The organism is Acinetobacter sp. ANC 5414 (assembly GCF_013004295.1).
GTDB lineage: Bacteria > Pseudomonadota > Gammaproteobacteria > Pseudomonadales > Moraxellaceae > Acinetobacter.
Genome location: NZ_JABERM010000001.1, coordinates 127,876 through 141,921, shown reverse-complemented (window position 1 = coordinate 141,921; position 14,046 = coordinate 127,876). Strand labels below are relative to the sequence as shown.

The following is a 14,046-nucleotide window of genomic DNA, read 5'->3' as shown; positions in this document are numbered from 1 at the left end:
ACTTTCTCAGTGTAATTTTTAATACTACTCGTACACAGTAGCCAAAGCCAAAATCTCCCTTTTTGGCTTAGCAAAAAGAGGTATGACATGAGTATGAGTCAAGTAGTTATTAAAAAAAGTTTGAATACGTTAGATAATAAACCAACACAGAATGGTTATATCGTTGATGAACAAGGCAAAGAAATTCAGATTACTGCTGCCATGATTCATTCGGTTTGCCATCAATTATTAAATCAATGTCGTAGTATTAAAAATTAAGGGGCTCATCAAAAGCCCCTTAATTTATTCATGTTTATTCTTTATTGCTTGTGCGGTTAACTCACCGCCTTTAACTTTGGGGTTTCGTGACCCACGATCTCTTCAAATCGCTGAATTTCATCTTCCAGGTGAGTCAGCAGGTTTTGCATTTTAGGTAATGCATTTCGACAGCCCGTTAAGCCCACTTCCAATTTATCCAAATAACTGGTCATTGTAATATTCAGTGCTTGTCCATCTAGAACAATCGAAGCTGGGTAGAGTGCATCTAATTTGGCACCATTCCAATATAATGGTTCACGCGGTCCGGGTACATTCGAAATCACGATATTGAATGCTTGGCGTTTTGGCATAATGCCTGACAAAATATTTAAACCTGCTGCACCGTAAACCAATGCACTATAGTTTAAAATTTGATTTGAATTCATGCGCTTGAAACGCTGTTTAGCATTTAACACACTACGCCGAATAATTTGCAGGCGTTCTAATGGTGTTTCTTTATTGGTGCCGAGATTGGCCAAAATCATGGTAATACGATTTGAAACTTCAGAATTATCATCACGAATTGAAGCCGGAACCATCGCAATCAGGGGTTTTTTCGGCAACGCATTGTGACTGAGTAAATATTCACGCAGTGCGCCGGAACAGATCGCCAATACCACATCATTAATGGTCACACCGAGTGCTTTCGCGATTTTGCTTAATCGACCAAGTTCAAAAGATTGTGCTGCAAAGCGACGTGAAGAACTCACACGTTGATTTAAAATACTACTCGGTGCCTGGAAACTTGAAACATAGTCAGGATTACGTCCCATATCTTTGCAAATGGTTTGAGACAATTCATACATGACTTTGGGAGTTGCTTCAATTTGCTCTTTTAAAGCACCCATAATTTTTTTTATACGGCTATTCTTTTGCGGTTCTTTAAGGCGTTTAGCGCGAGGCCCTTCAACACACCACAGCGGCACAATACTTTTGGCATGAGGATCACGCGACAGTGATTTTTCAACTAAACGCATACCTGCAATACCATCCACCATTGCATGGTGAATTTTAAAGTACATGGCAAAGCGGTTGCCTTCAATGCCTTCAATAATATTACAAGTCCAAAGTGGTTTGGCACGATCAAGCAGAGCGCTATGTTCTTGCGAAATATAAGTCAGTAATTCACGGATTCGACCTGGGTGAGGAAGCGCGATGTGACGGAAATGATGGTCTAAGTCAAATTCCTGGTCTTCATCCCAAAATAGGCCATTCAGTTTATTATTAAAAGGTGCAACAGGAAGACACTTGGATTTACGAATATCAGCAACGAGATCTTGAATAAATGTTTCAGGTGCATTGTCAGGAATTTGAAATAAAAAGAGTCCACCGACATGCATCGGTTGCTGACGTTTCTCTAGCGACAGAAAAATAAAATCAATCGGGTGTAATGGACGCATAGCGTGGAATGCCTCACTGCAATTTCATTGGCTGTTCTTATTTATTTGAACAGGCTTGTTAGAATTATAAAAACCGTTTTTTCAGTATATCTTTTTTTAAAAGAAAAGAACCGATTTCTGTGTAAGGAAAAGTGAATAAAAAGCCACTGAAAAACAGTGACTTTTTTTGAAAAATTATTTTTTTAAGTTTCCAGCATGTAATCCACATTCTTTATGGGTGGCCTCTTCCCACCACCAACGACCTTCACGTTCATGTTGGTTCGGAAGGACGGGGCGAGTACACGGTTCACAACCAATAGAAATAAAACCACGTTCGTGCAACGGATTGTAAGGAATTTCCATCATGCGGATATAATTCCATACGTCCGCACTTGACCAGTTGGCTAGCGGATTATATTTAATTAACTGTTTACCAGGACCAGAAAAACCAGCATCGGCCTCAACCACAGGAATTTCATTGCGGGTACCTGGACTTTGATCTTTGCGCTGACCGGTAATCCAGCCATCTAATGTGGCAAGTTTTTTACGTAAGGGTTGAACTTTGCGAATGCCGCAACATTCCTTATGTCCATCTTGATAGAAGCTGAAGAAACCTTTTTCAGTGACCAGTTTTTGCATCGTTTCTGTTTCAGGGAAGCAAATTTCGATATCAATACTGTAATGTTTACGAACTTGGTCGATAAATTGATAGGTTTCTGCATGTAAACGACCGGTATCTAAACTAAAGACACGAAATGGTTTACCGAGGTGAGAGGCCATATCAATCAAAACCACATCTTCAGCACCTGAAAATGAAATTGCAATTTCACCTTCTTGACTTAAAGCAAGTTCCAGAATCTCGCTGGGAGATTTAGCGGCATATTCAGATGCGAGTGCATCGACAAGGTCAATGGTGGGGATCGTAGTCATGATAGTTCCTGGCGTATAGGCTTGGACACTTAAAAACCTATATTAATTTAATTCACAATGATTTTAATAGAATTGAAATAGCCTGCTTAGCACTAAAAAATAAATACTTATGAATTAAATAGATTTAAAAAACAGCACATGAAATATCAATTTTTAAGCTATGATAGCGCAAATTTTTTTCACTGACATTGGGAGAACCCATGGAAATCGTATGTCTTGATCTTGAAGGGGTATTAGTTCCAGAAATCTGGATTAACTTTGCCAAGAAAACTGGAATTAAAGCATTGGAAGCAACTACACGTGATATTCCAGACTACGATGTGTTGATGACGCAACGTCTGAATATTTTAAAAGAGCACGGTTTAGGCTTAAATGATATTCAGGAAGTGATTGCAGATATGGGACCTTTCCCGGGTGCAAAAGAATTTGTGAAATGGGTAAGTACTCATTTCCAGCTCATTATTCTTTCAGATACTTTCTATGAATTTGCTCATCCCTTAATGAAGCAACTGGATTGGCCGACTATTTTCTGTCACAAGTTGGAAACGGATGAAGCGGGCATGATCTCTGCCTATAAACTTCGCCAGCCGGATCAAAAACGTCAGGCGGTGAAAGCACTGCATGGTTTGAACTTCCGTGTAATTGCAGCGGGTGACTCGTATAATGATACTACGATGCTGGGTGAAGCTGACCACGGTTTCTTGTTTGATGCGCCTGAAAATGTGATTGCTGAATTCCCGCAATTTCCATCAATTCATGGTTATGAAGCTTTAAAAGAAGCCATTCGTAATGCTTCAGTGCGTAATATTCCCGCATAATATTTTTAATTTTGTGGAATAAAAAAAAGGGCGCTATTAGCGCCCTTTTTTATGTCATGCTCATTTTTATTGCTATTAGAAACGGTAACCAATTTTCATACCATAACCAATTGCATGATTGTCTTCAAAATCAGCTTTTACAGATCCACCAGTTTGAGCTTGTGCATCGCCTAACCAGAAGTATTTAATCCCAGCTTGAATAAAATAGTTTTCAGCAGGGCTATATTGGCCACCTAGGCCAACACTCCAGTAACCTTCTGTTGGACCAAGTGTTGTTACAGGGTTGCCTGCACCAGAATCCCAACCAATCGCTGCAGTACCTGCCCATTTACTGTTGAATTTGTGTGAAAGGCCAGTGGTAATTGAGTATTGGTCATCTGAATAATCAATCAGATTTTGTTTTGCTCCCAATGCAGCAGTAGTTTGAGCTAGGAATGAAGGTGTTACTGCAAATTGATCCCAATGTACCCAACGAAGATTTGCAAAGGCCAAAGTATTTTGAGCAATACCTGATTGTAAATCTAAATTTACTGATTGTGGAGTAATAGCTTCTAGTTCATCAATATAAGCAAAACCCAGAATTAAATTATATGTTTCTTTAGATTTAGCATTATGTTTAATCTCAGAACGATATGTAACAGCAGCTTTTAAAGCAATTTCAGGAATCTGGTAAGCAAACCCAGCTAACCAACCGTAAGCTTCTTCTTGCTCTACGTTAATATTATAGCCACTTAAAGTTCCTGCAGGAGGTTTTGCATATGCTGCACCGCGTAATTTAATTTCAGCCTCAACAGTTTGCCAAACCGGACCGGCATAGAAATTCCAGTTTTCAGTAGGTTGATAACCGATTAAAGCGGTTAGGTTGTTGGTTTTTACTTCAACAGAAGTACCTTCAATTCCATCTCCAAACGAACCTGCAGTTGAAGCATATTGAGAGTCAGCACCATAAGGTTGATCGTAAATCAAGCCAAGTGAAATTTTATCAGTTGCCTGTACTTTGATAGCTGCGGAAGGGAAATAATAATCTTCAGCCATGTCACTGATTTTTTCACCTTCTAAACCTTGTACAGTAGAAGAACCTTTAACAGTTGGATCTAAAACTGAGATACCTGCTTCAGCATAGTTGCCAGGTTGTAAAAAAGCTGAAATTGATTGTCCAGAACGGTCTAAACCACCAGCAAAAGTTGTTGTAGCTGGAATTAAACTGAGTAAAATAGCTGAATGAATTGCTGTAAGCTTCATAGATTCTTTTCCCTGAGTCGCTTCATCTTTTTAAAAGTTACGGGAAAGTAACATAAATAAAAAAAGAGTAAACGCTGAGGACTGAGTGCAAAATGAACTGACTAATTCAAAAAATGAACTTGAATAGAGTAAAAGCACTAACAATACTTTTGTATATTAATGATTTATAAGTAAAAAATTAGAGTAATAAGCTTAAAAAAATAGGGCAATATAAGTAATTCTTTTTGATCAAATTTAAAACATCCAGATTGTGTCATTTAAAAATACAAGTGGTGTAATGTAAAAAGACCATTGCGTACAATGGTCTTTTATTAATTTATCAAATAATTTTAGAAGCGGTAGCCCATTTTTAGGCCGTATGCAATCGCATGGTTATCTTCAAATTTACCAACATTATCATTAAGTGCTGTTTTGGCAGTTGCATCACCAAGCATGAAGTATTTTACACCACCTGCAATAAAGTAATTTGTAGCTGGGCTAAATTGTAAACCTAAGCCTACATTCCAATAACCTTCTGTAGGTCCTAGAGTTGTAACTGGGTTACCTGCACCCGAATCCCAACCTACTGATACATTACCAGCCCATTTTTCGTTAAATTTACGACCTACGCCAGCAGTTGCAGACCATTGATCATCCGAGTAATCAACTAAATTAATAGCTTCACCAACAACGGCTTGTGCTGCTTGACCAAAATAGTTTGGACGGATTGAGAAGTCTTGCCAGTTTACCCAGCGTACATTTGCAAAAGCTACAGTGTCAGCCATCACACCTGTTTGAAAATCAAGATTGACAGATTGTGGGGTGGTGACATCAGTTTTACTAGCATTGAATAATGGGTTAAGAGACAGATCTACACTTCCAAAGCCAGCAGTTTCTGTTGCTTGTAACTTGTGTTCAATTTCTGAACGATAAGTTAAAGATGCTTTTAATGCAATTTCAGGAATTTGGTAAGCTAAACCAGCAATCCAACCTAATGCAGAATCCTCTTTCATATTGGCATCATATGAGCCAAATGCTGCAGCACCGCCATATCCAGCACCTCTTAAAGAAACATTACCTTTTGCAGTTTGGTAAACTGGGCCAGCATAAATATTCCAATTTTCAGTTGGCTGGAAGCCAAATAAGAAAGTTAAATTTTGAGTTTCAACTTCAACACTTGTAACTTGATTGGCTACACCTGCCATTTCTGCTGTAACTGGAACAATACCACCCGGCGCAGCAGGATTAGGAATAGTTGCCACAACTTCATTTGGGTTTACTGAAAAAATACTCCCTGGATTATATTCCGCGTCAGCACCAAAAGGTTGATCGTAAATTAAGCCAAATGAAAAATTATCTGTTACTTGAAATTTAAGAGCAGCACTTGGAAAATAATAATCTCCCGCCATATCACCTGTTGAATTGCCAGCTGCATCTCGACCTGATACATCTGGATCCAATACAGAAATGCCTGCTTCAAAATAGTTACCAGGTTGTAAGAAAGCGGCAATAGATTGGCCTGAACGGTCCAAAGCAGCTGCAAAAGCCCCTGTCATTGGCACTGTTGCAAGAAGAATCGCTGTACTAAGTGTTTTTAATTTCATTGTCTGTCTTTCCTTGAGGTACAAATTTTTTACTGCGGCTTTATGTTATTTATGCTCAGTATTCATTTTTTGGTAACTTCGGTTTTTACCGAATATCATTTGTTACTCCATGTGACAAAAATAACACAATAAAAAAAAGAGTAAATGCTCTAGAAAAACAAATAAGTGTAAAAATGCACTTTATTAGAGCTTTTAATCTAAAATTAAACGGTGGTTAATATGTAATATGTTGAAAAATAAAAACAAAAAATGATTAATTGAAATTTATTTTAGATTTTTATTTGATTAAAAAGTAATCAGTTATCATAAAAAAGTGTAATAATAATTTGTTATCTAGATCACACTATTTTGTTCTAGGAATTCTGCGGCGTAGCTTAAAGAACTCAATATATTGAAGTCTGGATACTATGAGCTATTTTTTAGACTATATTTTTCTTAATTCTTAAAAAAAATTATGGTCTTATTTATGGGATTAGTGAAGTTTAAGTGGTGAATAAAAAATGTCATTGAAACTGAAGTGATTAAAATATTTATTTCATGTGGCAATTTGGGTTTCAGAGATTTTGTATATGAAAATTTTGTATTTTGCTAAAAAATTGTGCGCCCTGCGGGAGTCGAACCCGCGTCGGTCACTTAGGAGGCAACTGCTCTATCCAGTTAAGCTAAGGGCACAATGCGCAGCTAATTTAGCGCAAATACTGATAAAAAAAAAGTTATTGTCGAAACAATAACTTTTTAAAAGACATATCTTTAAGGTTTTTGCTTAAGATTTATTCATCTTGAGTACTTTAAATAGACCAAACATAATCACAATCCAGATCGGAATCATCAGTACAGATTCTTTAAAACCTTGCGTCCACATAATATAAAGGACGGTCGCAATGAAAATAAGAACGAGATAATTACTGATTGGAGCCCAAAGTGCAGGGAATTTGGTTTGAATGGAAGCTTGTTTAACCGCTTGTTTAAATTTCAAGTGAGTCAAACTAATCATCGCCCAGTTTAAAACCAATGCACCCACCACGACATACATCAAATGGCTTAAGGCATCTTCTGGAACAAAGTAGTTTAAAAGTACGCAACCAAAAATTAACAGTGCTGAAAATAAAACAGCAGGAATAGGAACACCTTGTTTATTCACACGTTGGAATACTTTTGGTGCGTTTCCTTGCTGTGCCAAACCGAAAAGCATACGGCTATTGGCATACATACCGCTGTTATAAACAGACAGTGCAGCGGTTAAAATAATGAAATTCAGTAAATGCGCTGCCCAGCCGATCCCGAGTTGACTGAAAATCATCACAAATGGACTTTTATCCAGACCACCTAAATCAAGCTGATTCCATGGCACCAATGATAAGAGAATCGTCAGTGAACCGATATAGAACAGCAAAATACGGAAAACCACCTGGTTAATGGCTTTAGGGATGGTTTTTTCAGGATCTTTAGCTTCTGCTGCAGCCATACCAATCAGCTCAATTCCCCCGAAGGCGAACATGAGGAAGGCGAGCATATAGAATAAGCCTTCAAATCCATTCGGGAAGAATCCACCATGAGTCCAAAGATTGCTAAATGAAGAGGTTGAGCCAGCATCTGCGGTGAGTAATAAATACAAACCGAACACGATCATGGATACAATCGCAGTGACCTTGATGATGGAAAGCCAGAATTCTGATTCACCATAAAATTTCACATTGCCGAGATTGACTAAAGTAATCACAATGAAAAAGAACAGTACCGATGCCCAGGCAGGAATAAAAGGCCACCAGTAATTAATATATTTAGCGACAGCAGTAAGCTCTGTCATGGCCACCAAAATATATAAAATCCAGTAATTCCAACCTGCTAAAAAGCCGGGAAATTTCCCCCAATATTTAAAGGCAAAATGGCTGAATGATCCTGCTACAGGCTCATGTACAATCATTTCACCCAGTTGACGCATGATTAAAAATGCAATCAAACCACCAATGGCATAACCCAAAATGATGGAAGGACCTGCAGATTGAATCACCTGTGCGGAACCTAAGAATAAGCCTGTACCAATTGCTCCGCCCATGGCGATGAGTTGGATATGACGGTTCTTTAAGCCACGCTGAAGTTTAGAAGACTCGTTGTTCAAAGTACTCAGCCCGACAATGGATAAGATTGTGATTGTAATGGATTGATTTGTATAAGCCTAGTACGGGGCTAGGAGGGAGCTTGTTAAAAAATAATCACAAAAAAATATTTTGTATATTTCGATTTTGAATCAATGAATTAATTTTATTTTTAATTACATAAAATAAAATGATGTAAATTATAAGAAAAAGTTTAGGGTTCGTTTTTTATACTTAAGTCCTGTAGTGAGTGTTTTTGCTGAAAAAAGCATTATGATAAAAGTGATCAACATTTCCCGTATGTTGTTTAAAACAATGATAAATATCAAGGATCAATAAAATGAGTTTTGCTCCACAAATCAAAATTCCAGCAACCTATATGCGTGGCGGTACCAGTAAAGGTGTTTTCTTTAAATTGGATGACTTACCGGAAGCAGCACAACAGGCTGGAAAAGTGCGTGATCAATTGTTATTACGTGTGATTGGCAGTCCAGATCCATATGGTAAGCAAATTGATGGCATGGGTGGAGCAAGTTCAAGTACCAGTAAAACCGTGATCTTAACCAAAAGTGCACAGCCTGATCATGATGTAGATTATTTATTTGGACAGGTCGCGATCGATCAGCCTTTTGTCGACTGGAGTGGCAACTGCGGTAACTTGACCGCAGCAGTCGGTTCATTTGCGATTTCCAATGGCTTGGTTAGTGCAGAGCGAATTCCTGAAAATGGCATCTGTACGGTACGCATCTGGCAAGTGAATATTCAAAAAACCATTATTGCCCATGTACCGATGACCAATGGACAAGTGCAGGAAACCGGTGATTTTGAACTCGATGGCGTGACTTTTCCTGCGGCCGAAGTTCAGATTGAATTTTTAGACCCGGCCGATGATGGCGAAGATGGTGGTGCCATGTTCCCGACCGGAAATGTAGTCGATACTTTGGACGTTCCGAATATCGGCACTTTCCAAGCGACATTCATTAATGCCGGTATTCCGACCATCTTTTTAAATGCTGAAGAGATTGGCTATACAGGGACTGAATTGCAAGAAGCCATTAATGGCGATGCGCAAGCACTGGCACGTTTTGAAACCATTCGTGCCTATGGTGCAAAACAGATGGGCTTAATCCAAGACATTTCCGAAGCTGAAAAACGTCAACACACGCCTAAAATTGCCTTTGTGTCTAAACCGAAAGCCTATACATCTTCAAGTGGTAAAGATATTCAAACCACGGATGTCGATTTACTGGTACGTGCCTTGTCGATGGGCAAACTGCATCATGCCATGATGGGAACAGCTGCAGTGGCGATTGGTACAGCTGCTGCAATTCCGGGAACATTGGTGAATTTGGCTGCGGGTGGGGGAGCACGTGAAGCAGTACGTTTTGGTCATCCTTCAGGGACTTTACGTGTCGGTGCGCAAGCGGTGCAAGAAAATGGACAATGGCAGGTGAAAAAAGCGGTGATGAGCCGTAGTGCCCGAGTTCTAATGGAAGGTTGGGTTCGAATTCCTGAAGATAGCTTGAAATAACAAACCAGATAGAGAATCTTGCGAGAAAGCAGTATCATGAGTCGCAAGTTCTCTGTCGATGATGACAAGAGCATTGTATATTAGATCAATCATTGATTTCTGATGGTTAAATCGACGAACCAAAGCAAAATATTCGAGGCGAATGTGTCATCTTTAACTGACGTACATGCAAATGTATTAACCCAAGCACAGCAACGTATTCAACAAGATTTATTGACGGCATTAGACGCATTTTCCATTCCAGAACCGCTGAAAGGTGCTGTGCATCATGCAGTGATGCTCGGTGGTAAACGGGTTCGACCAGCGCTTTGTTATGCAACGGCGGCGATAAAGCCAAATGCAAATTTTGCTGCAGTACGCCGTGCGGCAGTGGCCATTGAAATGATCCATTGCTATTCGCTGGCACACGATGATTTGCCGTGTATGGATAATGATTTGTTGCGTCGCGGTCAGCCGACCTGTCATGTGGCTTTTGGTGAAGATACAGCATTACTTGCCGGTGATATTTTGCAGTCGATGGCCTTTGAAATATTGGGCAGTCGCCTGTTTGATCAAGGACCTGCTGTTGATCCATCGATTGTTTTAAAACAGATGCAGATTTTGGCGACAGCCAGTTCAAAAATGGTCTGTGGTCAGGTACTGGATTTACAGGCTGAAGGCAAGCATGTTGATCAGGAAGCTTTGGAAAATATTCACCGTAATAAAACTGGTGCGTTAATTTCTGCTGCGGTGATGATGGCTGCAGTATGTGTATTTGAGGGTACTGATCCTGCCATTCCTAAATTACGTGAATATGCACAAGCGATTGGACTGGCATTCCAAGTCCAAGATGACATTCTGGATATTATTTCCGATACCGAAGTATTAGGAAAAACTGCCGGTAAAGATCAGCAAGTGGATAAATCGACTTATCCGGCATTGATGGGTCTGCAAAAAGCCCAAACTTATGCCAAGGAATTGCACGATCAGGCGTTTAGCGCTTTGGCAATGTTTGGTGAGCATGCAGCTGAACTCAATCAGATTTCACAATTTTTATTGTCGCGTAAAAGCTAAATACAATCGAATCTATAAAAAAATGAATTTAAAAAAGAGGACATGATGTCCTCTTTTTTATGCGCTAAAGATTATTTAGAGTCTTGATATAAACGATCACCTTCATCGAAACGTGTCGTAATTTCTTCCGTTGGTGCTTTACCCATTAAGCTGACCACGACAATGGCAATCAGTGAGCAAATAAAGCCTGGAATAATTTCATAAAGCCCAGTGGCACTGAACATGTTTTTCCATAAAATCACCACAACCGCACCAATCAACATTCCGGCAAGTGCACCATTTAAAGTCATACGACGCCAGAACAATGACAGAATAATCAGTGGACCAAAAGCCGCACCAAAGCCCGCCCAAGCGTAAGCCACTAAGCCTAAAACTTTAGATTCAGGATTTCCAGCCATCCAGATTGCAAGCAGGGCAATCAGTAGAACCATTAAGCGACCAATCCAGACCAGTTCTGTTTGCGTTGCATTTTTGCGTAAGAATGATTTGTAAAAGTCTTCGGTTAAGGTACTTGAGCACACCAGTAACTGGCAGCTTAAGGTACTCATTACCGCAGCTAAAATGGCAGCCAAGACAATACCTGCAATCCATGGATTAAACAGAATTTTGGTCAGTTCCATAAACACGGTTTCTGGATTGGCGTTCACTGCACCGGCAAGTTCTGGGTGTTGCTGGAAGTAGGCAATACCAAAGAAACCGGCAGCCACTGCACCGCCTAAGCAAAGAATCATCCAGGTCATGCCAATACGACGTGCATTGGGAATGGAGGTGACTGAATCGGCAGCCATAAAACGCACAAGAATATGTGGCTGACCAAAATAGCCCAAGCCCCAGGCCAATAATGAAATAATCGCGACAAAGCTTAAATTACCTATGACATCGGTAGCTTGTGGGCGAGCAGCTTCAAGTGCCAAAGTCACTTGATTCATATCGGCAAAGCTTAATACGGCAACCACAGGAGTCAGCAACAAGGCAAAAATCATCAGGCCGGCTTGAATGGTATCAGTCCAGCTGACTGCCAAGAAGCCACCAATAAACACATAACTGATGGTGGCAATCGCACTGACCCAAAGCGCCGTGCTATAGGACATGTCAAACATGCTTTCAAACAGACGTGCGCCAGCCACCATGCCTGAAGCACAGTAAATTGCAAAGAAAATCAAAATGATGAAAGCAGAAGCAATGCGCAGAATTTTCTTTTGATCGTTAAAACGGTTGGAGAAATAGTCTGGCAAGGTCAGGGCATTATGCTGAACTTCGGTGTGAACACGAAGACGTCCGGCAACCAGTCGCCAGTTCAACCATGCGCCAATAATTAGGCCAATCGCAATCCACATTTCAGACAAACCTGAAAGATAAATTGCACCAGGCAGTCCCATCAGCAACCAGCCACTCATATCTGAAGCACCGGCAGAGAGCGCCGTTACGAAACTACCTAAACGACGACCTCCCAAAATATAATCAGAGAAGTTGGCTGTCGCGCGATAAGCCATGAGGCCAATCACAATCATGGCGACAATATAAAAAAGAAAGGTAATTAAGGTCGGATTCAGGGAGCTCATACGGTATCCATTTACAAGGTGGACAGTAGATCGAAACAAAGGCTTATAAAAAGAAGCACAAATAATTTCAAAAAATAACGCGAAATTTAATCATAATTTCACAATGATTGCAGAGTTTTTCGTAACCGAAATAAAAATAGACAGCGAATGCTGTCTATTTTATAGAAAAAATGTGGTCGTTTATGGATTACGACCCATCACGCCACGAATGGTGTTCATGATATCTGCAGGCAACACGACAGTTTTGGCATTATTAGATTTCGCCATGTCTTGCATGGCTTTAACATACTGTTCACCGAGCAAGTAAGCGACAGGAATTTCTTTGTCACCGACTGCAGAAGTAATCATTTCAATGGCACGTTGTGATGATTCAGCCAAGACCACTTGTGCTTCAGCATCACGACGTGAAGCTTCTAAACGACCATCTGCTTCTAAAATAGCCGCCTGTTTTTCACCATCGGCCTTGGTTACGGTTGCACGGCGCTGACGTTCCGCCGCTGCTTGTGCTTCCATTGCCGATTGCATGGTGGCTGAAGGTTGAATATCCTGAATTTCAACAGTCTTTAGCGTAATACCCCAATCAGAAATATCATCAGAAATAGCCGCTTTCAGTTTGGCCTTAATGTGATCACGTGAAGACAAGGCATCATCCAGATCCATTTCACCCACGATTGAACGTAGTGAAGTCTGAACCAGGTTTTGAATTGCCCAAGTATAGTTTTCAATACCATACACCGCTTTTTCCGGGGTGGTGATATTGACATACGCCATGGCATTCATCAGTAAAACCGCATTATCACGGGTAATCACTTCCTGAGAAGGAATATCCATCACGATGTCTTTGGTGGTGACTTTATAAGCAACTTCATCAACATAAGGAATCACAAAATTCAGACCCGGTGTTAGCGTGGTATGGTATTTACCCAAACGTTGTACAATCCATTTATACCCTTGGGGAACAATGCGCACCCCTTTAAAAATGGTAACACCTGCAAAAACCAGGAAGGCTAAAACAATAATAGATCCACCAGACATGTTATTTCCTCGCTTTATATATTTTCATGATGTGAATGGTGTGGCTTGACCACGAGATCGTTGCCGAGAATATCGACCACGCGAACCCGATCGCCCACCTGAACTGGTGCTAAGGTACGGCAGTTCCATTCATCAGAGCCCAAAACCGGCATGGGGAAACGGACTGTAATCAGGTCATGTTGTAGATGGGTTTGAATGACCATACCGACCTGACCAATAGTCGCCTCACGAGATAAACCGGCTTTGGTTTTATCGATTGAAAGCGGTTTAATAAATTTAAACCAAAGTAATGTGCACAGTATGGATAAAATAATCCAGGTGACGATTTGAGTGGTGAAGCCCATCATCGGGAACAGCCACAGTAAAACCCCCACCATGATGGCTGCGAGACCAAACCATAGTGCAGCAAAAGCGGGGATTACCAATTCAGAAAGAATGAGCAAAATACCCAATACAAACCAATGCCAAGGTTCGAAAGCAAATTCCATACATCTACTCGTATATTGTTAAAATTGATATA

The 14,046-nt window shown here is 40.2% G+C and carries 12 protein-coding genes and 1 tRNA gene; 4 read left to right on the top strand and 9 right to left on the bottom strand.

Annotation, left to right across the window (positions count from 1 at the left end; all coding sequences use genetic code 11):
* The first annotated feature begins 87 nt into the window (after positions 1–87).
* A complete protein-coding gene (locus tag HLH18_RS00720) occupies positions 88–258 on the top strand; it encodes a PA1571 family protein (RefSeq protein WP_171527749.1) in 171 nt (56 codons plus the stop codon).
* A gap of 56 nt (positions 259–314) precedes the next feature.
* Here the strand turns inward: HLH18_RS00720 and HLH18_RS00715 are convergent, their stop codons facing one another.
* The gene (locus HLH18_RS00715; RefSeq protein WP_171545445.1) at positions 315–1,697 is read right to left on the bottom strand and encodes a WS/DGAT/MGAT family O-acyltransferase; all 1,383 of its coding nucleotides are present in this window, start codon (positions 1,695–1,697) and stop codon (positions 315–317) included.
* Positions 1,698–1,871: 174 nt separating this feature from the next.
* A complete protein-coding gene (locus tag HLH18_RS00710) occupies positions 1,872–2,606 on the bottom strand; it encodes a phosphoadenylyl-sulfate reductase (protein WP_171545444.1) in 735 nt (244 codons plus the stop codon).
* Positions 2,607–2,806: 200 nt separating this feature from the next.
* On the opposite strand from HLH18_RS00710, the gene thrH reads away from it, so the two are divergent.
* On the top strand, positions 2,807–3,424 hold the full coding sequence (gene thrH, locus HLH18_RS00705; protein ID WP_171545443.1) for a bifunctional phosphoserine phosphatase/homoserine phosphotransferase ThrH: 618 nt from the start codon (positions 2,807–2,809) through the stop codon (positions 3,422–3,424).
* Positions 3,425–3,499: 75 nt separating this feature from the next.
* Here the strand turns inward: thrH and HLH18_RS00700 are convergent, their stop codons facing one another.
* The 4 genes from HLH18_RS00700 to HLH18_RS00685 form a co-directional block, all read right to left on the bottom strand.
* Entirely contained in the window at positions 3,500–4,666 is a 1,167-nt protein-coding gene (locus HLH18_RS00700) for an OmpP1/FadL family transporter (RefSeq protein ID WP_171545442.1), read from the bottom strand.
* A 329-nt stretch (positions 4,667–4,995) separates the two neighbouring features.
* On the bottom strand, positions 4,996–6,249 hold the full coding sequence (locus HLH18_RS00695) for an OmpP1/FadL family transporter (protein ID WP_171545441.1): 1,254 nt from the start codon (positions 6,247–6,249) through the stop codon (positions 4,996–4,998).
* 599 nt (positions 6,250–6,848) lie between these two features.
* Positions 6,849–6,921 (bottom strand) — tRNA-Arg (locus HLH18_RS00690).
* Positions 6,922–7,012: 91 nt separating this feature from the next.
* On the bottom strand, positions 7,013–8,368 hold the full coding sequence (locus HLH18_RS00685; RefSeq protein ID WP_171545440.1) for an amino acid permease: 1,356 nt from the start codon (positions 8,366–8,368) through the stop codon (positions 7,013–7,015).
* A 317-nt stretch (positions 8,369–8,685) separates the two neighbouring features.
* On the opposite strand from HLH18_RS00685, the gene prpF reads away from it, so the two are divergent.
* Positions 8,686–9,876 (top strand): 2-methylaconitate cis-trans isomerase PrpF, encoded by a 1,191-nt coding sequence (prpF, locus tag HLH18_RS00680; protein ID WP_171545439.1) that lies wholly within the window; start codon positions 8,686–8,688, stop codon positions 9,874–9,876.
* 144 nt (positions 9,877–10,020) lie between these two features.
* Entirely contained in the window at positions 10,021–10,929 is a 909-nt protein-coding gene (locus tag HLH18_RS00675; RefSeq protein ID WP_171545438.1) for a polyprenyl synthetase family protein, read from the top strand.
* A gap of 71 nt (positions 10,930–11,000) precedes the next feature.
* Here the strand turns inward: HLH18_RS00675 and putP are convergent, their stop codons facing one another.
* From putP to HLH18_RS00660, 3 genes are all read right to left on the bottom strand, one after another.
* Entirely contained in the window at positions 11,001–12,491 is a 1,491-nt protein-coding gene (gene putP / locus HLH18_RS00670) for a sodium/proline symporter PutP (protein WP_171545437.1), read from the bottom strand.
* Positions 12,492–12,671: 180 nt separating this feature from the next.
* Entirely contained in the window at positions 12,672–13,526 is an 855-nt protein-coding gene (locus tag HLH18_RS00665) for an SPFH domain-containing protein (RefSeq protein ID WP_171545436.1), read from the bottom strand.
* A 14-nt stretch (positions 13,527–13,540) separates the two neighbouring features.
* Complete coding sequence (locus HLH18_RS00660; protein WP_171545435.1) at positions 13,541–14,014, bottom strand: NfeD family protein; 474 nt, start codon at positions 14,012–14,014, stop codon at positions 13,541–13,543.
* Positions 14,015–14,046 lie beyond the last annotated feature (32 nt).